The 21264-nt window shown below is 66.5% G+C and carries 20 protein-coding genes; 11 read left to right on the forward strand and 9 right to left on the reverse strand.

The window, feature by feature from the left end; all coding sequences use genetic code 11:
* Positions 1-122: 122 nt before the first annotated feature.
* The 4 genes from OL599_RS18935 to OL599_RS18950 form a co-directional block, all read right to left on the reverse strand.
* On the reverse strand, positions 123-905 hold the full coding sequence (locus tag OL599_RS18935; protein WP_264715454.1) for a bestrophin-like domain: 783 nt from the start codon (positions 903-905) through the stop codon (positions 123-125).
* Between the two features lie 399 nt (positions 906-1304).
* A complete protein-coding gene (locus OL599_RS18940; RefSeq protein ID WP_264715455.1) occupies positions 1305-3335 on the reverse strand; it encodes a coiled-coil domain-containing protein in 2031 nt (676 codons plus the stop codon).
* Positions 3332-3817, reverse strand: coding sequence for a hypothetical protein (locus OL599_RS18945; protein WP_264715456.1), 486 nt, complete (start codon positions 3815-3817; stop codon positions 3332-3334). Before OL599_RS18945 ends, OL599_RS18940 begins: the two co-directional genes overlap by 4 nt.
* The gene (locus tag OL599_RS18950; RefSeq protein ID WP_264715457.1) at positions 3807-4727 is read right to left on the reverse strand and encodes a hypothetical protein; all 921 of its coding nucleotides are present in this window, start codon (positions 4725-4727) and stop codon (positions 3807-3809) included. The genes OL599_RS18945 and OL599_RS18950 overlap by 11 nt, the downstream gene beginning before the upstream one ends.
* An 88-nt stretch (positions 4728-4815) precedes the next feature.
* Here OL599_RS18950 and OL599_RS18955 point away from each other — a divergent pair, with 88 nt between their 5' ends.
* A complete protein-coding gene (locus OL599_RS18955; RefSeq protein WP_264715458.1) occupies positions 4816-5040 on the forward strand; it encodes a hypothetical protein in 225 nt (74 codons plus the stop codon).
* Positions 5041-5633: 593 nt separating this feature from the next.
* Positions 5634-6125 (forward strand): YciE/YciF ferroxidase family protein, encoded by a 492-nt coding sequence (locus OL599_RS18960; RefSeq protein ID WP_264715459.1) that lies wholly within the window; start codon positions 5634-5636, stop codon positions 6123-6125.
* 121 nt (positions 6126-6246) lie between these two features.
* On the opposite strand, the gene OL599_RS18965 is transcribed toward OL599_RS18960, so the two are convergent.
* Positions 6247-7293 (reverse strand): MBL fold metallo-hydrolase, encoded by a 1047-nt coding sequence (locus OL599_RS18965; RefSeq protein WP_264715461.1) that lies wholly within the window; start codon positions 7291-7293, stop codon positions 6247-6249.
* A gap of 89 nt (positions 7294-7382) precedes the next feature.
* On the opposite strand from OL599_RS18965, the gene OL599_RS18970 reads away from it, so the two are divergent.
* The 6 genes from OL599_RS18970 to OL599_RS18995 all read left to right on the forward strand — a co-directional run bounded on the left by OL599_RS18970 (position 7383) and on the right by OL599_RS18995 (position 15345).
* Positions 7383-8921, forward strand: a complete 1539-nt coding sequence (locus OL599_RS18970; protein WP_264715462.1) for a benzoate-CoA ligase family protein — start codon at positions 7383-7385, stop codon at positions 8919-8921.
* Positions 8918-9691 (forward strand): alpha/beta fold hydrolase, encoded by a 774-nt coding sequence (locus OL599_RS18975; RefSeq protein ID WP_264715463.1) that lies wholly within the window; start codon positions 8918-8920, stop codon positions 9689-9691. The genes OL599_RS18970 and OL599_RS18975 overlap by 4 nt, the downstream gene beginning before the upstream one ends.
* A gap of 91 nt (positions 9692-9782) precedes the next feature.
* A complete protein-coding gene (boxC, locus tag OL599_RS18980) occupies positions 9783-11435 on the forward strand; it encodes a 2,3-epoxybenzoyl-CoA dihydrolase (RefSeq protein WP_264715464.1) in 1653 nt (550 codons plus the stop codon).
* Between the two features lie 16 nt (positions 11436-11451).
* The gene (boxB, locus tag OL599_RS18985) at positions 11452-12900 is read left to right on the forward strand and encodes a benzoyl-CoA 2,3-epoxidase subunit BoxB (protein ID WP_264715521.1); all 1449 of its coding nucleotides are present in this window, start codon (positions 11452-11454) and stop codon (positions 12898-12900) included.
* Positions 12901-13104: 204 nt separating this feature from the next.
* On the forward strand, positions 13105-14316 hold the full coding sequence (gene boxA, locus OL599_RS18990; RefSeq protein WP_264715465.1) for a benzoyl-CoA 2,3-epoxidase subunit BoxA: 1212 nt from the start codon (positions 13105-13107) through the stop codon (positions 14314-14316).
* A 69-nt stretch (positions 14317-14385) separates the two neighbouring features.
* A complete protein-coding gene (locus tag OL599_RS18995; protein WP_264715467.1) occupies positions 14386-15345 on the forward strand; it encodes a DUF5996 family protein in 960 nt (319 codons plus the stop codon).
* A 107-nt stretch (positions 15346-15452) separates the two neighbouring features.
* On the opposite strand, the gene OL599_RS19000 is transcribed toward OL599_RS18995, so the two are convergent.
* Entirely contained in the window at positions 15453-15704 is a 252-nt protein-coding gene (locus OL599_RS19000) for a DUF1127 domain-containing protein (protein ID WP_264715468.1), read from the reverse strand.
* An 85-nt stretch (positions 15705-15789) separates the two neighbouring features.
* Here OL599_RS19000 and OL599_RS19005 point away from each other — a divergent pair, with 85 nt between their 5' ends.
* Complete coding sequence (locus OL599_RS19005; protein WP_264715469.1) at positions 15790-16473, forward strand: helix-turn-helix transcriptional regulator; 684 nt, start codon at positions 15790-15792, stop codon at positions 16471-16473.
* Positions 16474-16540: 67 nt separating this feature from the next.
* Here the strand turns inward: OL599_RS19005 and OL599_RS19010 are convergent, their stop codons facing one another.
* A complete protein-coding gene (locus tag OL599_RS19010; RefSeq protein WP_264715470.1) occupies positions 16541-17569 on the reverse strand; it encodes an SMP-30/gluconolactonase/LRE family protein in 1029 nt (342 codons plus the stop codon).
* A gap of 264 nt (positions 17570-17833) precedes the next feature.
* Here OL599_RS19010 and OL599_RS19015 point away from each other — a divergent pair, with 264 nt between their 5' ends.
* Both OL599_RS19015 and OL599_RS19020 read left to right on the forward strand, forming a co-directional pair.
* Positions 17834-18286, forward strand: coding sequence for an acyl-CoA thioesterase (locus OL599_RS19015; protein WP_264715471.1), 453 nt, complete (start codon positions 17834-17836; stop codon positions 18284-18286).
* A 260-nt stretch (positions 18287-18546) separates the two neighbouring features.
* Complete coding sequence (locus OL599_RS19020; protein ID WP_264715472.1) at positions 18547-18876, forward strand: antibiotic biosynthesis monooxygenase family protein; 330 nt, start codon at positions 18547-18549, stop codon at positions 18874-18876.
* Positions 18877-18994: 118 nt separating this feature from the next.
* Here the strand turns inward: OL599_RS19020 and OL599_RS19025 are convergent, their stop codons facing one another.
* Together OL599_RS19025 and bmt are read right to left on the reverse strand one after the other, a co-directional pair.
* Positions 18995-19918 (reverse strand): helix-turn-helix transcriptional regulator, encoded by a 924-nt coding sequence (locus tag OL599_RS19025; protein WP_264715473.1) that lies wholly within the window; start codon positions 19916-19918, stop codon positions 18995-18997.
* A 261-nt stretch (positions 19919-20179) separates the two neighbouring features.
* Entirely contained in the window at positions 20180-21142 is a 963-nt protein-coding gene (gene bmt, locus OL599_RS19030; protein WP_264715522.1) for a betaine--homocysteine S-methyltransferase, read from the reverse strand.
* Between the last annotated feature and the right edge of the window lie 122 nt (positions 21143-21264).

Below are 21264 nucleotides of genomic sequence, written 5' to 3' on the forward strand. Positions count from 1 at the left end.
CGGGCAGGCGCGATCCGGCACCATACCGCCGCCATCGCCGCCGCCGCAAACCTCGCCCGTCCGCTCGCGCAGGAGTTGATGTCCCGGGTCGAGGCTTCTCGGCGCCAGGCCCGGACGCCCCCTCAGCGCGCCGCCGAGATCGCCTTCAGCGTGTCCAGCAACGGCCCGGGCGACACCTGCACCGCGCCCGCGAACGGCACCTCCTGCAACGCGATCAGGCTGAGCACCACGATCGCCCCGGCCGAGAACACCGCCAGCGCCGCCACCTGCGCGCGCACCCGCTCCAGATGCACCAGCGCGATCCCGAGCTGGGTGATCACGCCCAGGACCAGCACGCTCAGCCATTTCAGCTCGCCGGTGGAATCCGACGCGAGCGCCAGCCGGTCCGACCGCGCCGCGCCGACCTGCACGACGGCATTGAGCAGGGCCACATGCACCGCCTGCCCCGCGTCGGCGGCGACCCGAGGATCGCTGACCTCCTGCAACAGCCCGGTTATCGCCGCCTCGGCCCGCTCCGAGCGCATCTGCGCGGACATGCGCGACCATTCGTCGTTCACCACCGCATCGACATACCCCTGCAACGCCGCCCGGATCCCCGCCATGTCCGACGCCGAGGCGACGCTGAGCGCATGCACGCGCGCCACCGCGGCGGACTCCGCCACCACCGCCTGCGACGCCAGCCGGTTGCGCGTCGCCACCTCGTTGCCGAGAAACCCCGTCTGCAAGGCGAACAGGATGCCGACCGAGGCGAAGAACGGCCCGACGATGCCCTTCAGGCTTTGCGTCGCCACCCGCCACGGCGAGCCGAACGCCACCCAGCTCATCGCCGCCGCGGTCGCCGCATAGAACACGAACAGCGCCGCGAAGATGAGGACGCCGGGAAGGCCAAGCCAGAACTCGATCATGCCGCCACTCTCCGGCCGCTGCGGGCATCACACGACGATGGGGTGCGGAGCCTATGCGATTCGTGAGGCAAGGCAAGGCGAGGGCGCTGCCCTCGACCCGCAAAGGGGCAGACGCCCCTTTGATCCCGTGACGGAAGGAAGGCCAGGAAATGCCCCCCTCCCCTTGCGGGAGGGGACGGGGGAGGGGTGCGGCCGAACGACATCTGTCGGGAGTTCACAGAACACCCGAGAGCCGCCGCACAGATCGTTTCGGCTCGCCGGCATTTCACAATCAAACAAACCCGATTCAATCTCCCAATCGGGGAGGAAGTAGCTGCCGCCTCACAGCGAAGCGTGGAAACTCTAGCCACCACGGCCAGGACGCAGCGTCATCCAGCAGTGCCTAAGCCAATGCGAATTCTACGATGAGAAAATCGGCTGGATAATATATCCTAGGAAAATCTTCTCTTCGCAATCGAGTTCCGTTGTAATCTGCTGCAAATTCTGAAGTTCTTCGCTAGTCGAAAAGATCACCTGTTGATTGCGTTGCTTTGCTGACGCGGCCCTTCTGAGCAGACTTTCAAAGCTGACCTTCGCGGAGGACTGCTGTCTGGGTTCATCGAACAGCAGCATCCCCGGATGGTTCGTAGCTTCGACGCTATCCAGTTCGAGCAAACCAAGCTGGTAGGCCCATTTGAGGCGTATCGCGTCGCTCGCCGAGGTTTCGAAACCAATCTCGAATCCCTCTTTCTGCGGACGGTAGGTGTCCTCGGAGATGGTGAGTTCGTCGGGATCAAAGGTGCTGAAGCCGTAGCCTCTAGCTTGCTCTCGCACCAGTGCAGTCAGTTCTTCGAACTTGCGTTTGTCCTTGGGGCTCATCTTGTCTGCCGGCAAGGCCGCTCGCTCATTGAGCAGGTCGATATAGGACGCCGAAAGGACCTTAAGACGCTCGATTGTATCGTCGAAGGCGGACTGGATGCTCTCTAGCTCCCGAATGCGATTTTCCATGCGAACACGCTCTTCAATCGCAGCCGCCGATGGGTTGGCTCCCGGTGAGATCAAATCCGTACGCAGGGTGCGGATTCGGCCGTAGAAGTCGACGAGGTCACGGTCCATGTGGGCGATCGTCTGCTCTATAGCGCGGAGCCCCTGCTCTTCCCGCGCAAGGATATCCCCGAACATTCTCAGTTGCGAGCGCAGGTATTCGATATTGTCCTCAATCGGCATGACCGCCGTCAGCGCATCCTGTGAGAGCAAAGTGTCGATCAATGCTTGTTCGCAGGTCGGACAGTGGTCGGGTGTCAGATCGGCAACCGCGCCGGAGTAGCGTTGCAGTTTCTGAACATCCTGGTTCTTCTGTAGATCTTCCTTCAACGATTTTATCCGTCGCCTTAGAGAGGCGATGTCGGCGCTCTTCAACTGCTTTGCATTGTAGACTTTGACTCGCTCACCATTAAGGATTTCCACCTTCCCATTGAGTCGCTGCAACTGCCGCGCCGATTCATCAGCGGAGGATTCGACGTCTGGAATGGCGATGGCCATTATCTCAGCTACACGTGCCCGGAGACGGCCCAGCAGATCCCGAAGCGGCAACCAGTCTGCTTTCTCAGCGATCAGCACGTATGCTCGGGCCAGATCGTCCGCATTCCCGGTCGGATTCTGTGGCAAGGCTTCTGTCTTGCCACCGCTGCGTCGTGCAAACCTGCCGATCTCCTCCCATTGAGCGTGCCACTCACGTGCATTCGCTACGAAAAGACCATCAAGCTGCTGTCGCCGAAGCTCGAGTTTATGGACATCGAGATCCATAATGAATTCGATCGCTCGCTTGTGGACCTCACGAATTCGCAAGTAGGTCGGTATGGCGGCTGGTATGGACGACCAGCCGGCCTTCTGCTCGACCCAGAAAAGCGGGAATATCGTCTCTAAATAAAGCTTCCCATCTGGCAAGTCGTAGCGCCTAACCGTCGGAAGTTTCCAGCCGAGGAACTCTTCGAGGAAATAGTGGAAGCCGTCCTCTCGCAGAGCTGCACCCGGGTCGATGACGAAGAAGTCCTTGCGTCGCGTCGGCGTGGTCTCGTTTGTTAGCACCGCTCCGAAGTCGACGCTAATGAGCCGATTGTCAGTCTGAGACTTGATCGAACGATGGACGGTGATGATCTGGCCAGCACCATTCTCGATCTCGAGCGATACGCCGGATTCCAGAACGACATGCCTCTCTTTGCTGTCGGTCTCTAAATACCTTGTCATCGCGTGCGGCAGGGGCACTTCGCGCCGAGGACTGAGCATGCGCTCCAAGCCGAGCGCGTACAACATGCCTTGCATGCAAGTTGACTTGCCCTTGGTATTATCGGCCCAGATGACGGTCAGCCCAGGGCCGAAGCGGATGTCGGCGCCATAAAGGCCGCCGGACGTCGTAGCGCGCATGCGCAGATGTCTAAGGCGCAGCGTCACGATAAGTCCTCCATCCGCCAAACCTTGATCAACAGGGCCTCCGTCAACTTTGGAGCGACGTCGCTGAGGAACGTGCGCTCTTGAAAAAGCAGATCTTTGCTTTTGGCAATCTCATTTGCAACGTCGACACCCTTTGCCGTCAGTGAGACGGACTTGCCCTTGTCGACCGAAACCAGCTTTAACGCGTGCGCGAATGCGACCGCCCGGTTGAGCCACGGTTCGATCCGCACGGAGACCTCCGAAGGGCGCAAATCGCCCCGCAGAAGAGCCCGGACATCGTCACGACCCTCAGGAATCCGCACGGCATGCGCCAGAAACTGAAGCTTCTGGAAACTGCCTTTTTTGCCGCGGCTGCTACGCAAACTGAGGAGGAGGATCGCAATCCCCCAGGACATTCTCAGATCCCCCGCGACCGGCTCAGGCCGCGCTGCGAACAAGAATGGCCCGCTCAGAATAGCCTTCAGGGAGGTTTCAGGCGGCATTGGGTGGAAAATCCAGGGGGCACCTCATGATCCAATCTGACACCGCTCCCAACACGATCTGCTCGGCGTTGTCGTCAGAGAGATTGGGCGCCGCTGCCTTGATCGCGGCGATCAGCTTGTCGATCTCGGTGTTCAGGATGGCGCCGGGCTCCGGCCCCCCTTGAGGTCCGGCAAGACTTAGGCGTCGAGACCGGCCGGTCACCGCGGCCATGACCTTCTCGTGTAGATCAGGCGAGCCTGTGCGCAATGCATCAAGAATCGCATTGCCTTGCAAGAACGATCTCACGGCCTCGGCAACGGCGTCCTGGACTCCACTCGCACCAGTCCGCTTGATGAGCTTGTGGGTGGCGTTGGCAACAAGGTCAGGCGACCCCGCCTTCCACTGGCTCATCTCTTCAGAGGTCGGGACCGGCACGTTTAGCGCCACGGTCACCAGTGCAGCCATGGCTGCGGCCACTGCGTCGCCGGCAAAAGATTTCTGATCATGTATGCCAACTTCAAAGTAAACGTCTAAATGGGCGCACTTGTTCCCACGGACTTCGAGGGTCTTATTTGAGCAATGGAGATTGACGTCCTTGCTGTCGTGCAGCGGCGCTAAGAGGATCCAATGTTTGACCTGATTGCCGAGGAATAGTTTCGAAACCTCGTTCGCGTTCGAGACGATCTTGCCGAGATCTGTCGTGATCTTTTTCTTCTGACGATCAGCTCGCGTGGCAATGTCGATGGGTTCCTGCACGGCATAACACTGGTAGGCGACAGCCTCCGTGGTGCAGTAATAGTCGATGCCGAAGTCGCCCTTGTGGGCTGCGGGGATTTTGTGGACGTTCAGGGCGCCGTGCCGACTCTGCAATAAACTGAGCGCGAACACCTCCCAGTCATCGTGATTCCATACCTGAACCGCACTAACCACGCCGCCTCCCCCAATCAGCAAGATTTGAAAGCATAATGCTAACTTTGCATGGTTACACACCCGGCTCAACCTTGCCGCCCGTTTGCGCATGAGCGTGGAGGAACAGCAGACGCAGGCCGTCGGCGACCACGCTGACGCCTGGCGTTGGGTAAACTGCTGCTGCTGCTCGGCCCTCCAGCGAATTATGGCGCCGATTGCCTGCCGATATGCCTGCGTCGGCGAGTCGCACAGCCAAAAGCACCTCGAAACTCTGATCCGCCAAAGGTCGCCTTCGGGTTACAACCAGATCTTCACAGTTGTCAGCTCATCTTGATAAGATATCGTGCGACACTGACCATCCTGCGGATGCAGTACAATTACGTACCTAATCGATCGCGAAAAGAGTCCAGCTCTTACGAACCCTTAACGGCGAAGACCGACGACAGCGGTCCCGCCTTGTGGACCGTTATCCCACTTGCGACGAACCCACCCCTACGGCAAAACACCCCCAAGCAGACACGCCCGCCGCCTGAACGGTGTGGCCTCTGCGGCGGCAGGATCGGCCATGGCACCGCTTTTCAGGGCGCGGCGCCAGGACGAGGGAGCCGTCGCCCGGCGCGCGCCATTCGGCGGTCCGGGGGGTGGTGCGCCATTGCGCCATTCCCTCCCGGCTGAAAGCCGGAGAGGAATGGCGCAAGAGCGCACCCCGGCCGCCGGCAGCACCGCGCGGCGTCAAGGCCGCCGCCGCAACGGCGCAATGGCGCGCACCGTCTCCCTGCCACGCAGGCAACGCACCCGCTGGCAACGTACCCGCCAGGGCGGCGCGTCGATTGCGGAGCGTCCGGGGGAACTTTTCCCTTCGCTTCCTTCTTACTGGGGACAGGGCCGCTCGACGAGCGCCGCCCCGTTTCCGCAGAAGGAGTCCCCATGACACTCGATGATCTGTTCCTCACGACCCTGAAGGACATCTATTTCGCCGAGCGCCAGCTTCTCAAGGCGCTTCCGAAGATGGCGAAGGCGGCGCAGAGCGACCAGCTCAAGCAGGCGTTCACCAACCACCGCGACGAGACCGAAGTGCAGGTCGAACGCCTCCAGCAGGTCTTTGAAGCCGTGGGCAAGCGGGCGCAGGGCGTGACGTGCGAAGCGATCAAGGGCCTGATCGAGGAGTGCGACGAACTGCTCGACGACGCCACCGAGCCGAGCCCGGTGCGCGATGCCGGCCTCATCGCCTGCGGGCAGGCGGTCGAGCATTATGAGATGGCCCGCTATGGCGCCCTTGTCGCCTGGGCGAAGGCCGCGGGGAAAAAGGATGTTGCCGCCCTGCTCCAGGCCACACTCGACGAGGAGAAGAAGGCCGACACCCTGCTCAGCCAGATGGCGACCCAGGGCATCAACATGAAGGCGGCCAAGGCCGCCTGAAAGCGGCGGCCGGGACGGCAAGGCGCGCGGCACCGCCCCGCGCGCCTTGCGCGCTTGCTGGCTGCTGCAATGGCGCAATGGCGCGCATCGCCGGCGCGCGCGGCCGGGCGCGGTGCCGGGCTTACGTGCGCCGCACCCGCAGCTTGCCGTCGGTGCCGGGCTCCAGCGCCAGCCGGCCCAGCCGCACCATGTGGTTCACATGCGCCAGCACCTCGCCGAACGCGAAGCCCATCTGGTGCGCGTCCAGCGCGCGCGGGAACAGCACCGGCAGCACCTCGGCGGTCGTGCGCGGCCCGGCCGCGCAGGCGGCAACGATCTCGTCGCAGCGCAGCGCGTGGTGCCGCTCCAGGTCGGCGATGCGCTGGTGCAGGCCGTAGAACGGCAGGTTGTGCGCCGGCAGCACCAGCGCGTCGTCCGGCACCTGCTGGCGCAGGGCCGCCAATGAGTGCAGATACGCGCCCAACGGATCGGCCAGCGGCTCCCACGGCCACACCCCGATATTCGGCGAGATCCGCGCCAGCACCTGGTCGGCGGCGAGGAAGATCCCTTCGTCGCGGCACAGCAGCATCACCTGCTCGGGCGCATGGCCGCCGCCGGTCAGGATCTCGAAATCCCGCCCGCCGATGCGCAGGCGCTCGCCCGCCGCCAGCCGGTGATAAGCGGGCGGCAGGCCGGTGGTCAGCTTCAGATAGGCGTGCCCGCGGCTCATCACCGTGGCGGTGGTCGCGGGGTCCAGGCCGTGCTTCAGGTAGAAGTCCCGGTGCGAGGCGGTGCCGAGTGCGGCCGGGTTGTGGCGCAGGTTCAGCCCTTGCAGGTATTCCACCTGGCTCATGTACAGCTCGAGCCCCAGCTCCTCCGTCATCCAGCCGGCGAGGCCCAGATGGTCGGGGTGGAAATGGGTCACGATCAGCCGGGTCAGCGGCCGGCCCTGCAGCCGCTCGGCCAGCACGCTCTGCCACACCGTGCGCGTGCGCAGGTCGGCGATGCCGGTGTCCAGCACCGCCCAGCCGGGCCCGTCCTCCAGCAGGTAGATGTTCACGTGGTCCAGCTGGAACGGCAGCGCCAGCCGCAGCCACAAGATGCCCGGCGCGATCTCGGCGATTTCCCCTGGCGCCGGCGGCACAGGGCGGGGAAAGATCAAATCGGCAGCGGATGCGGTGGCGGACATGCGCCGACGTTAGGGGCCACGCTGCACTGCGGCAAGCACGGCGGACAGCGCGCGGGTCAGATTTGCCCGGGGCGCAAAGGGGGGAACGGATGGACTTCAACGGCAACGCCTTCGCGTGGTTTGTGGACCGGCACGTGAACGAGGGGCGCGGCGAGCGGCTGGCCTTCGCCGATCCGGCCCGCAGCCTCAGCTATGCCGGGCTGCAGGCGGCGTGCAGCCGGTTCGCCACCGCCCTGGCCCGCGCCGGCGTCGGGCGAGAGCGGCGGGTGGTGCTGATCATGCAGGACACCGTCGATTTCCCGGTCGCCTTCTGGGGCGCGCTGCAGGCCGGCGTGGTGCCGGTGCCCGTCAACACGCTGCTGCCGCACGAGCAGATCGGCTACATCCTCGCCGACAGCCGGGCCGAGGCAGTGGTGATCTCCGCCCCCCTGCTGGCCGCGGTGCAGCCGGTGCTGCAGGCGCAGAAGGACCTGCGCCTGGTGATCGTCTCCGGCGCCGCCGGGCCGGACCAGATCGGCTTCGAGGCGTTCCTGGCGGCCGGCGAGCCGCGGGCCGAGGCGGTGACGGCCTCGCCGGACGAGGTGGCGTTCTGGCTGTATTCCTCGGGCTCCACCGGAGCGCCGAAGGGCACGAAGCACGTGCATGGCAGCCTGCGCGGCACCTATGACAGCTACGCCCGCCAGGTGCTGGGCATCGGGCCGGACGACGTGACGTTCTCGGCCTCGAAGATCTTCCACGCCTATGGGCTCGGCAACTCCATGACCTTCCCGATGGCGGTGGGCGGTGCCGCGGTGCTGCTGCCGGACCGGCCGACGCCGGCCGCGGTGCTGGCAACCATGCAGCGGTTCCAGCCCACCCTGTTCTACGGCGCGCCGACGCTGTACGCGGCGCTGCTGGCCCATCCCGGCATCGGCCCGGGTGCGGGGTCCGCACGGCTGCGCCACTGCATCTCCGCCGGCGAGGCGCTACCGGAGGCGGTGGGGCAGCGCTGGTCGCAGGCGGTGGGCGTGGACATCCTCGACGGCATCGGCTCGACGGAAATGCTGCACATCTTCGTCAGCAACCGCCCCGGCGCGGTGCGCTACGGCACCACCGGCACCGCCGTGCCCGGCTACGCGCTGAGGATCGTGGACGAGCACGACCAGGACGTGGCGGACGGCGAGAGCGGCGAGTTGCTGGTGCGCGGCCCCACCGCGGCCGAGGGCTACTGGAACCAGCGCGCCAAGACGCGCCGCACCTTCCAGGGCGAGTGGACCCGCACCGGCGACACCTATGTGCGCGAGGCCGATGGCTGCTACCGCTACTGGGGCCGCGCCGACGACATGTTCAAGGTCAGCGGCGTGTGGGTGTCGCCGTTCGAGGTGGAGTCCGCCCTGGTCTCCCACCCCACGGTGCTGGAGGCGGCCGTGGTCGGCCATCCCGATCGCGACGGGCTGATCAAGCCCAAGGCGTTCGTGATCCTGCAGGACAGCGCCAGCCACATCGATCCCGACACTCTGTACGAGCTGCTGAAGGAGCATGTGAAGGAACGCGCCGGCGCCTGGAAATACCCGCGCTGGATCGAGGTCGTCGACAGCCTGCCCAAGACCGCGACCGGCAAGATCCAGCGCTTCCTGCTGCGGGCATGATCACGCTGGACGGCAAGCGGATCGAGACCGCCTGGTGGGGCCCCGGCCCGGACGTGGCGCCGACGCTGGTACTGCTGCACGAGGGGCTGGGCTGTGTGGCGCTGTGGCGGGGCTTCCCGGAGAAGCTGGCGGCGGCCACGGGGTTCGGGGTGTTCGCCTATTCCCGCCTGGGCTACGGCACGTCCGACCCGGTGCCCCTGCCCCGCCCCGTCAGCTACATGCACGACGAGGCGCGGGACATGCTCGGCCGGGTGCTGGACGCGGCCGGCATCCGCCGCTGCATCCTGGTGGGTCATTCCGACGGCGCCTCCATCGCCGCGCTCTATGCCGGCGGCGTGCAGGATTTCCGGGTGCGCGGGCTGGCGCTGCTCTCGCCGCATTATTTCGTCGAGGCCATCTGCCTGGACGCGATCGCCCAGGCCCGCACGGCTTACGAGACGGGGGACCTGCGGGCGCGGCTGGCGCGGTACCATGACAACGTGGACGTGGCCTTCCGGGGCTGGAACGGGGCGTGGCTCGATCCCGCTTTCCGCGCCTGGGACATCACCGACGCGCTGGCCCATATCCGCGTGCCCGTGCTGCAACTGCAGGGGCTGGACGATCCCTACGGCACCGTGGCGCAACCGCACATCGCCGAGGAAGTGGCGTATTGTCCGGTCGAGACGGTGCTGCTCGATGCGAAGCACGCTCCGCAGTTCGAAGCGCCCACGGAATCATTATCCGCCATAACGGATTTCGCGCATCGCATCTTCCGGGTTCACGAACCGTAGAGTTGCATTATATCGCATAACTCTGGTGATTCTGGCCTTGCAATATGCGATATCGGCAAGATAATACATTTCCACCACAGGAAGGCCGGAGATGGAACGTATCGATTTCCAGACGAATCCGACCCGTTACAAGCACTGGAAGCTCCGCTTCGAAGGGCCGGTCGCGCATCTGGTGATGGATGTCGATCCCGCCGGCGGGCTGTTCGAAGGCTATGAGCTAAAGCTCAACTCCTACGACCTCGGCGTGGATATCGAGTTGAACGACGCGGTGCAGCGGCTGCGCTTCGAGCATCCGCAGGTGCGCGCCGTGGTGCTGCGCTCCGGCAAGGACAACGTGTTCTGCGCCGGCGCGAATATCCGCATGCTCGGCAAGGCCACGCACGCGCACAAGGTGAATTTCTGCAAGTTCACCAACGAGACCCGCATGTCCATCGAGGACGCCACCGAGAATTCCGGCCAGACCTACATCGCCGCCGTCAGCGGCGCCTGCGCGGGCGGCGGCTACGAGATCGCGGTGACGGCCGACCACGTCATGCTGATCGACGACCGGCGCAGCACCGTGGCGCTGCCGGAAACGCCGCTGCTGGCGGTGCTGCCGGGCACCGGCGGGCTGACGCGGCTGACCGACAAGCGCAAGGTGCGCCGCGACCTGGCGGACGTGTTCTGCTGTCAGGAGGAAGGCGTGCGCGGCAAGCGCGCCATCGACTGGCGCCTGGTGGACGAGATCGTGCCGCCCTCGGCCTGGGAGGCGACGGTGGCGCAGCGGGCGGCGGAGTTCGCCGCGCACTCGGACCGGCCGGCGGATGCGAAGGGCATCGAACTCACGCCGTTGCAACGCGGCTTTTCAGAAAATGGGGTGATCTATCCGCATGTGCGCGTCGCGTTGGACCGCGCCGCGCGGCAGGCTGCCATCACCATCCAGGGACCGGGGGCGCTGCCCTCCGACCTCGCGGGCATTCATGCCGAGGGGGCGGCGTTCTGGCCGCTGGCGATGGCGCGGGAACTGGATGACGCCATCCTGCATCTGCGGCTGAACGAGCCCGAACTGGGGTTGCTGGTGTTTCGCAGCGAAGGCGATCCGGAGGCGGTGCTGGCGGCCGATGCACTGCTGGAGGCGCACAGATCCGACTGGCTGGTGCGCGAGATCCGGCATTATCTCAAGCGCGTGCTCAAGCGCGTGGACCTGACCTCGCGCAGCCTGATCGCGCTGATCGAGCCGGGCAGTTGTTTCGCGGGCACCCTGGCGGAACTGGTGTTCGCCGCTGATCGCGGGCTGATGTTCACCGGCGCGCGCAGCGGCGACAACAAGCCGCCGGCCACATTGCGGTTGAGCCCGCTGAATTTCGGCGCCTATCCCATGGCCAACGGACTGACGCGTTTGCAGACCCGCTTCCTCGGCGAGCCCGACAGCGTGGACCGGGCGCGGGCGACGATCGGGGCGGCGCTGGACAGCGCGCAGGCCGATGCGCTCGGGCTGATCACGGTGGCCTATGACGAGATCGACTGGGACGATGAGGTGCGCATGCTGCTGGAAGAACGCGCCAGCTTCTCCCCCGATGCGCTGACGGCCATGGAAGCCAATCTGCGCTTCGCCGGGCCGGAGACGATGGAAACCCGCATCTTCGGGCGGCTGACGGCGTGGCAGAACTGGGTGTTCCAGCGGCCCAACGCCGTCGGCGAGGACGGCGCGCTGAAACGCTACGGCAGCGGCATCCAGCCCAGCTACGACAAGCAACGCGTATAGGACGAGGACCGTGGCAATGCTCGAAGGCATGAACGTCGATTACGACGGCCTGATTCCGAACAATGTGGGCCTGAGCGAGGACCTTCGCGTGCGCAAGGCGCTGGAGACCTGGCATCCCGGCTATATCGACTGGTGGCGCGACATGGGCCCTGAGGGGTTCCAGCAGGCGCTGGTCTATCTGCGCACCGCCGTCAGCGTGGACCCGAAAGGCTGGGCCAAGTTCGACTACGTGAAGATGCCCGAATACAAATGGGGCATCCTGCTGGCGCCGGCCGTGGAAGGCCGCACCATTCCGTTCGGCAAGCACAAGGGCGAGCCGGTGTGGCAGGACGTGCCCGGCGAATACCGCGCCATGCTGCGCCGCCTGCTGGTGATCCAGGGCGACACCGAGCCCGCTTCGGTGGAGCAGCAGCGGCATCTCGGCGCCACCGCCCCGTCCCTGTACGACATGCGCAACCTGTTCCAGGTGAATGTCGAGGAAGGCCGGCATCTGTGGGCGATGGTGTACCTGCTGCAGAAGTATTTCGGCACGCAGGGGCGCGAGGAAGCCGAAGAGCTGCTGCGCCGCCGCTCCGGCCACCAGGACACGCCGCGCATGCTCGGCGCGTTCAACGAGGCGACGCCGGACTGGCTCAGCTTCTTCATGTTCACCTATTTCACCGACCGCGACGGCAAGATGCAGCTGGAGGCGCTGGCGCAGTCGGGCTTCGATCCGCTGAGCCGCACCTGCCGCTTCATGCTGACCGAGGAAGCGCACCACATGTTCGTGGGCGAGACCGGCGTGTCGCGCGTGGTGGAGCGGACCTGCGAGGCGATGAAGGCGGCGGGGATCGCCGATCCCGCCGACATCGAGGCCGTGCGCAAGCTGGGCGTGATCGACCTGCCGACCATCCAGAAGAAGATCAACCTGCATTTCTCGCTGACGCTCGACCTGTTCGGCAACGAGATCTCGACCAACGCGGCGAACGCGTTCAACGCGGGGCTGAAAGGGCGCTACCGCGAGGACAAGCTCGCCGACGATCACCAGCTGCTGGGCGACACCTATCCGGTATTGCGCCTGGTGGACGGGAAGATCGCGGAAGAGCAGGTGCCGGCGCTGTCGGCGCTGAACATGCGGCTGCGCGACGACTTCGTGGTGGATGCCGCGGGCGGCGTGTCGCGCTGGAACAAAGTGATCGAGAAGGCCGGGTTCGCCTATCGCCTGACGCTGCCGCACGTGGCGTTCAACCGGGCGATCGGGGAGTTCTCCGCGGTGAAGGCGGATACCATGGGAAACATCCTGCTGGCGGACGAATGGGCGGCACACAAGGACGACTTCCTGCCCTCGGCGGACGACAACCTGTACATCACCAGCCTGATGCAGCCGGTGCATGAGACCGGTGCCTATGCCGGGTGGATCGCGGCGCCGAAGGTGGGGATCGATAACAAGCCCGGCAATTTCGAGTACGTGAAGATTCATGAGTGAAGGCCAGGGCTCTGCCCTGGACCCGCCAAAGGCCGTGGGCCTTTGGAAACCCGTTACTCTCTTGGCTGAGCGCGCTTTCCTCAGTTGATATCAACTGAAGATCGTTGATACAGCCAAGAGAGTGTGGGATTGCAAAGGCTTCGCCTTTGCTGGGGTCCAGGGGCAAAGCCCCTGGCCTTGCCTTGGCAGATGGGGAGTCGGGCAATGACCGCCGTGGCGCGCGTGAAGCAGCATCTGATCGATCCGGAAATCTGCATTCGCTGCAACACCTGCGAGGCGACCTGCCCGGTGGGCGCGATCACGCATGACGCCAACAACTACGTGGTCGATGCCGCCGTCTGCAATTTCTGCATGGACTGTGTGGCCCCCTGCCCCACCGGCTCCATCGACAACTGGTTCATGGTGGAGCAGCCGTTCACGGTGGACGACCAGTTCGGCTGGAACGAGCTGCCGCCGCGGCCGGCCGAGGGTGCGACCGAATCCCTGGAGGCGATCGAGGATGAAGCATCCGCGTTGCTGGCCGAAGCGCATGCGCGGGCCGGCGGGCGGGCGCGCGCGCCGGCCACGGCGTCCAAGCCGCGGATCAATCTGTTCAATCGCGACAATCCGGCGATCGCCACGGTGACGGGGAATTTCCGCATCACCGCGGCGGATGCGGAATCCGATGTGCGGCATATCATTCTTGATTTCGGCACGGTGCCGTTTCCGGTGCTGGAAGGGCAGTCGATCGGCATCCTGCCGCCGGGCACGGATGCGGCGGGCGGGCCGCATGCGATGCGGCTGTATTCCATTGCCTCGTCGCGCGACGGCGAGCGGCCGAACACGAACAACCTGGCGCTGACGGTGAAGCGCGTGCGGGAGCCGCGGGATGGCGGCGTGTTCCAGGGCGTCGCGTCGACCTATCTGTGCGACCTGAAGCTGGGGGAGAAGGTGCAGGTGGTGGGGCCGTATGGTGCCACCTTCCTGATGCCTGACGATCCTGATGCGGACATCGTGATGATCTGCACCGGCACGGGGGCGGCCCCGTTCCGGGGCTTCACCGAGCGGCGGCGGCGCACCAGCTCGACGGTGCGCGGCAAGCTGCTGATGTTCTTCGGCGCGCGCACGCCGCAGGAGCTGCCGTATTTCGGGCCGCTGCAGAAAGTGCCGGCCGGAGTGCTGGACAAGGAGCTGGTGTACTCGCGCCGGCCGGGGGCGCCGCGCGAATACGTGCAGGACCGGATGCGCACGCGCGCCGGCGACGTGGCGGAGCTGCTGCGGCGGGAGACCACGCATGTCTTCGTCTGCGGGCTGCGCGGGCTGGAGGATGGGGTCGAGCAGGCGATGAGCGATATCGGCCGGCAATATGGGATCGACTGGCCGGCGCTGCGGGCGCGGATGCTGGAAGGCGGGCGGTATCACGCGGAGACGTACTGACGGGGCAGGACACTAGGGTGCCGCCCTGGTAGCCGCCATATCGGCGGAAGGGCGGTTGGGGAGATGGTCATGTCGCAGAACGAGCCGGTGGTAGAGCGGGAGCAATGGCCGGAGCTTTCGTATTCCGCCTGGCGGGATACGTGCGCGACTCTCCATTTATGGACCCAGATCGTGGGCAAGATCCGGCTTGCCCTGACGCCCTGGGTCAACCACTCCTGGCACAGCACATTGTACGTAACGGTGCGCGGACTGGGCACCTCGCCCATCCCGTATGGGGACCGCTCGTTCTCGATCGATTTCGACTTCATCGATCATCATCTCGTGATCTCCGACAGTCGTGGCGCCCTGCGCAGGATCGCGCTGAGGCCGCGTTCGGTTGCGGATTTCTACGCCGTCGTGATGGCGGCGCTTCAGGGCATCGGCATTCGCGTGGCGATTCACAAGACGCCGAACGAAATCCCTAACGCGATTCCGTTCGACCAGGACCAGAAGCACAGGGCCTACGATGCCGATTACGCGCATCGCTTCTGGCAGGTTCTTCTGCTCAGCGATCGCGTCATGGCGCAGTTCCGCACCGGCTTTCTGGGAAAAGTCAGCCCGGTGCACTTCTTCTGGGGCAGCTTCGATCTGGCGGTCACCCGGTTCTCGGGGCGGCGCGCGCCGCTGCATCCCGGTGGCGTGGCGAACCTTCCCGACGCCGTTGTGCGCGAGGCCTACTCCCACGAAGTCAGCAGCGCCGGGTTCTGGCCGGGCAACGATAGCGCGCCCGAGGCGGCGTATTATTCCTACGCTTATCCGGAGCCGGCCGGCTATCGCACGGCGCGCATCGAGCCTGCGGCCGCGGCCTACAACGCAGCGCTCGGCGAGTTCATCCTGCCTTATGACGCGGTTCGCACCGCCGGCGATCCGCGCGCGACATTGCTGGCATTCCTTCAGACGACCTACGCCGCCGCCGCCGATGCCGGGCAGTGGGACCGTGAAAGTCTCGAATGCACGCTGGGTCAGCCGGGCGTGCCCCGCAGCGTATAGCGATCACCATTCGGTGAATGATGTGGGGCGATCAGCGCCCGTTCGGGCCTGTGCCGGGGGTTCGGTGCGTCTCCGCGCGAACCCCCGGGCCTCTCAGGCGTCGTTCATCACGGGCGCCAGAACGGCTTGTTCGCCTCCTGGTCGACATCGGCGTAGGTCAGGCCGATATCCTTGAGCATGCGGGCATCGAGCCGTGACAGGTCGATGCGGGAACGCCGGCGCCGCCAAGCTGCGCGGATCAAGGCGAGCAGCCGGGGCTGGTCCGGTTGCTGGGGCGGATGGCTCGGCCCGACCGTCTCCGGCGTCCAGTTCGGCGCCGGGAGCTGATGCGAGGGGATGCGTGGAAAGATCATCGACATGACGGAACTCCTTCCTGCTGGATGATGGGGAGACTACGCTCCCCTTGCTGACAGCGTGCTGTCAGCAGCGTTTGGGATTGGGTCGATGCGTCGGGCGGATCGGCTGTTCGACATCATCCAGGTGTTGCGGCTCGCGCGCACTCCGATTACTGCGGCGGCTATTGCGGCCGAGCTTGAGGTCGCGCCGCGCACCGTCTATCGCGATATCGCGACGCTGCAGGCGCGGCGCGTGCCGATCGAGGGCGCGGCGGGGCTCGGCTATGTGCTGCGCCGCGGCTTCGAGCTGCCGCCCTTGATGTTCACCGACGAGGAGGCCGAGGCGATCGCGATCGGACTGCAATTGCTGCATCGGACCGGCGACCCTGGGCTGACCGCCGCGGCGCGCACCGTCGTCGCCAAGCTCGCTTCCGTCGTGCCGGAGGGGATGCGCGGGCACCTGGTGGCGGCACCCTTCCATGTCTCGCATCGCGGCGCGCCGGCGCCGGGCATTGTCGATCTCTCGGAAATCCGCTCTGCCATCCGCGATGCGCGCAAGCTGCGGATTGCGTATGTCGATGCGAATAACGCCAACACCAGCCGGACGGTGCGGCCGATCGCCGTGGAGTATTACGTCGATGCCACGCTGATTTGCGCCTGGTGCGAGTTGCGCAACGACTACCGGCACTTCCGCATCGACCGGATCGGCGCCGTGCGGGTGCTGGCGGAAAGTTTTGCCGACGAGGCCCAGCGGTTGATGGCAGGCTGGCTGGCGCTGACGCGGCCGAAGTGAGCGGCGACGGCCCGGCGGGGCGTCGTGGTGCGGCCGGGGCGTGCGTCCCTCGGCCGCACCCGGAAAGTCACGGCTTCAGCGCGCCGGCGGCGTCGACATACACGGCGTAAACCGACGTGCTGGCGGCCATGAACAGGCGGTTCCGCTTCTTGCCGCCGAAGCACAGATTGGCGCAGGTTTCCGGCAGATGGATCTTGCCGATCAGATCGCCGGTCGGGGCGTAGCACCGCACGCCGTCCTCTTTCGGATCAGCCCAGCCCATGCTGCACCAGACATTGCCGTCGGTATCGGTCCGCACGCCGTCGGTGAAGCCGGGGGCGAAATTCTCGGCGAAGATCTTGTCGTTGGCGAGCTTGTCGCCGTTCACGTCGAACACCCGCATGTTGGAGCGCCCGCCATGCGTGATGCCGCTGTCGATGATGTAGAGCTTCTTCTCGTCGGGTGAGAAGGCAATGCCGTTCGGCTTGTCGAAACTGTCCGCGACCACGGTGGCCTTTCCCGTGGCCGGGTCCAGCCGGTAGACCTGCGCGGGCAGCTCCAGCTCGGCCTTGTGGCCTTCGTAGTCGCCGAAGATGCCGTAGCCCGGATCGGTGAACCACACCGCACCGTCGGCGGCGACCACGATGTCGTTCGGTGCGTTCAGCTTCTTGCCGTTGAAGCTGTCCATCAGCACCGTGATGGTGCCGTCGGGCTCGGTGCGGGTGACGCGGCGCGCGTCGTGCTCGCAGGTCAGCAGCCGGCCCTGGCGGTCGCGGGTGTTGCCGTTGCTGTAGTTGGAGGGGGTGCGGAAGACGCTGACATGGCCGTCTTCCTCCAGCCAGCGCATCATCCGGTTGTTGGGAATGTCGCTCCACAGCAGATAGCCGCCGTCGCGGACATAGACCGGGCCTTCGGCCCAGCGGAATCCGGTGGCGATGCGCTCGATGGCGGCGTTGCCGACCTTGTACTTGAACCGCTTGTCCAGCACCTCGACGCGCGGATCGGGATAGCGCGTGCCGGTGAGGTCGCCCAGCGGCAGGCGATCGGCGGCGGCGCGTGTGGCCGCCATGGCGGCGACGGCTGTGGCCGTCGCGCCCAGCAGGGTGCGTCGTTGCATGACAGCCTCCTCCTTCGATGGGCGGGCTGAATCCCGGCGGGTTCCTGTCGCCTCAGGATGCTCCGCCGCGCGGCACCGGGAACAGGCCGGCCTTGTCAACTTAACGCAGGCCGGGCGCGCTTTCGTGAGGCATGCGCGGACCCTGCCGGGCGCGCGCCTGACGCCGCGGCGTATCCGCGTTGCGCAGGGGCGCAGGCAGCGCTACCTGGGAGCGCGCTGGCGGGAACTGGCGGTCTGGATGCGGAACGGCATGACAGGGACCACATGACAGGGACCAACGGATTGTTCGTGCATCGGCGCCGGGTGGCGTGGTGGGACACGGATGCGGCCAATATCGCCTATACCGCGCGCTTTCCGCAGTGGTGCATGGAGGCGATCGAGGAGTGGTTCCTGGACCGGCTGGGCATCGACTGGTACCGGCTGAACCACGACATGAACATGGGCAGCCCGTTCGTGCATATGAGCATGGACATGCGCTCGTCGGTGACGCCGCGCGACGCGCTGGATACGACGGTGGCGCTGAAGCAGGCGGGGCGGTCGTCGCTGGCGTTCGAGCTGGTGGGCCGGACGGTGGCGGACAGGCGGGTGTCGTTCGAGGGGCGCTATGTCTGCGTGTTCGTGGATCGGGACACCGGGAAGGCGCGGGACATTCCCGAGTGCTTTCGCGCGGCGGTGGCGCGCGAGGTGGCGTTGGCGGCCGGCGTGCGCGGGGATTGATGCCAACGGCCCTTGACGATGACCCTTCCATCGTCAGGGGCCGTTGGTATCGCGCGCCGATCCGCTTGCGGCACGCAAGCGCGTGCCTGTCGCGGGCTTGGTGGGCGGCGGTGCGCAAAATAACGACTCGTACCAGCGGTCATTCTTCATGGCCGCCGGTATGCGCCTGCGACATGTTGATCGCGGCGCGGGCCGCCTGCGCCGGGACGCGGACGGGCGGCTGTGCGAGCCTGCAAGCTCAACCGCGGAGGTCGGGAGCGATGATCTGCCGGATATGGCGTGGCTGGACCACGCCGGGAAATGCGGCCGCCTATGAGGCGGTGGTTCGGGGGCAGGTGATTCCGGGCATCGAGGAAAGGGGCATTGCGGGGTTCCGGCATATCGACCTGATGCGGCGCGCGGTCGGCCATGAGGTCGAGTTCGTGACCCTGATGTGGTTCGACGATATCGAGGCGATCAAGGCGTTTACCGGCGAGGACTACGCGGCGAGCCACGTGCCGGCGCAGGCGCGGGCGGTGCTGGCGCGGTTCGAGGCGCGCGCGGGGCATTACGAGGTGCTGGAGCGGCGGCCGCAGGCGGTTGTCGGGTAGGCCGGGCGGGTGATGGGTGGCGCGGTGGTGGCGCAGGTTGGGTGCGGGGCTATCTGGCGGTCTTCGGTAGGCACCCCTCCCCCGGCCCCTCCCGCAAGGGGAGGGGGAAGATGGTGTTTTACTTCAGGAGCGTTACGAGGGCGTTGACGCTTTCGTCCAGCGTCTGGCCGGAGGTGTCGAGGATGTGGTCGGCGCGGGCGTAGAGGGATTCGCGGCTGGCGAGGATGGCGCGGAGGTCCTTCATGGCCTGGCGGTTGTCCTGCATGGGGCGGAGGTCGCCCTGGTCGAGAACGCGTTGCATGTGTTCCTCTGGCGCGGCGCGGACCCAGACGGTGCGGCAGTGGCTCAGCAGCAGGGCGAAGGTGGCGGCGTCGGCGACGATGCTGCCGCCGGTGGCGATGACGGCGCCGGACCCGGTCGCGAGCAGGCGTTCCAGGGCGGCACGTTCCAGCCGACGGAAACCGCCCTGGCCGTGCAGCTCGAAGATCTCGCGCAGCTCCGTGCCGGCTTCGCGCTCGATCTCGCGGTCGAGCTCGTAGAAGGGCACGCGGCGCTGCTCGGCGAGCCGGCGGCCGAGGGAGGATTTGCCGGCGCCGCGCAGGCCGATGAGCGCGATGCGGGTGGCGCGGCCAGGGTGTGGCTGCGCGCCGAAATGCCGGGCCAGCAGGGCACGGGCTTCGCGGCGCTGGTCGGGGGTCAGGCGGGCGAGCAGATCGTCCAACAGCGCGGTGTCGGCGGCGTGTTCGGGCTGGTCGGCGAGCAGGTCGGTGGCGGGGACGCCGAGGGCGCGGGCGATGGCGCGCAGCAGCAGGATGGAGACGTTGCCGCCGCCGGCTTCCATCTGCGCGATGTAGCGTTCGGAGACGCCGGATTGCCGGGAGAGGATGCGGCGGGTCATGCCGCGCCGGGCGCGCAGCAGGCGCAGGCGCTCGCCTACGCCATGGAGGAAGGCGGCGTCGTCGGATGCGGGCGGGGCGCCCGGGCGCGGGCTGGCCTTCAGCGCGTCGAGGAAGCGTTCGCCTTCATCCGGCCTGGGTGCCAACGGGCATGGTCTCCTGTCTGTGCCTGCGCGTTCCTAGACCGGCAAGGCGGGTCGCGTCATGCACGATGTTGCGGGAAGGAAGATAAGGGGACACAGAGATCACGGAGGGCCACGGAGGGCACGGAGAAGAGAAATGCTTGCGCGCGCAGCGCGCCTTCCTCTCAAGCCGCATGGCAAGGCCAGCGCCCCCGCACGGCCCTTCTCCGTGTCCTCCGTGGCCCTCTGTGCTCTCCGTGTCCACTTCCCTTCCCTGCCCCGGTTTCAGCGCGCCGGTTGCAGCGGCGGGGATGCGAGGGGGCCGAGTGCGGCCACCACCTGGGCGGGATCGGGGCGCGGGCGGGGCGTGTGCGCGGCCAGGGCCTGGTGCATGGCGGCCAGGTGGGTGGCGGTGGTGCCGCAGCAGCCGCCGATGATGCGCGCGCCGGCGTCGACGGCCAGGCGGGCGTATTCGGCCATCAGCTCGGGCGTTCCGGGATGGATGAGGCGGTCGCCCTGGCGCTGGGGGAGGCCGCAATTGGCCTTGGCGATGACGACGGCGTCCGGCATCGCTTCGGTGAGGGCGAGCACGGAGCAGATCAGGTCGGCGGGGCCGGCGCCGCAATTGCAGCCGATGCCGTGGGGCGCGGGGTAGAAGGCGCCGGCGGCCTCGGCCATGGCGGCGGGGGTGACGCCCGTGCTGGTGCTGCCCGCCGCCTCGAAGCTGGCGGTGACGACGTAGGGCATGCCGACGCGGGCGGCGGCGGTGGCGGCGGCGCGCATCTCCGCGATGGCGGACATGGTCTCGATCCAGACGAGGTCGGCGCCGCCGGCGTTCAGGCCCTGGATCTGCTCGGTGAAGACCGCGACGGCCTCGTCCTCGGTGAGCGGGCCGAGGGGGGCGAGCAGATCGCCGGTGGGGCCGACGGAGCCGGCGACGATGACCTGGCGCTGGGCGGCGTTGGCGACCGCGCGGGCGTGGCGGGCGGCCAGTTCGTTCAGGGCGTGGGTGCGGTCCTCGGCGTCGTGCAGCCGCAGGCGGCGGGCGTTGGCGCCGAAGGAGTTGGTGAGGATGATGTCGGCGCCGGCGTCGATGAAGTCCTGGTGCAGGCGGCGGATGTCCCTGGGGCGGGACTCGTTCCACAGCTCCGGCGCGTCGCCGGGGGCGAGGCCGCGGTCGAACAGGTTGGTGGCGGCGGCGCCGTCGGCCAGCAGCCAGGGGCGGTCCTTGAGCCAGGCATCAAGCATCGATTCCACGGGGCCCTCGCCGATGTTGGTTGCCGGCGGGGAATGTCCCGTGACGGCGGTCGTTCCACTCGGTAGGGAAACGTATACGCGATCCGGGCGGCGCGCATCATTGTCGATTGGCG

It is taken from the genome of Limobrevibacterium gyesilva (assembly GCF_025989185.1).
Taxonomy (GTDB): domain Bacteria; phylum Pseudomonadota; class Alphaproteobacteria; order Acetobacterales; family Acetobacteraceae; genus Limobrevibacterium; species Limobrevibacterium gyesilva.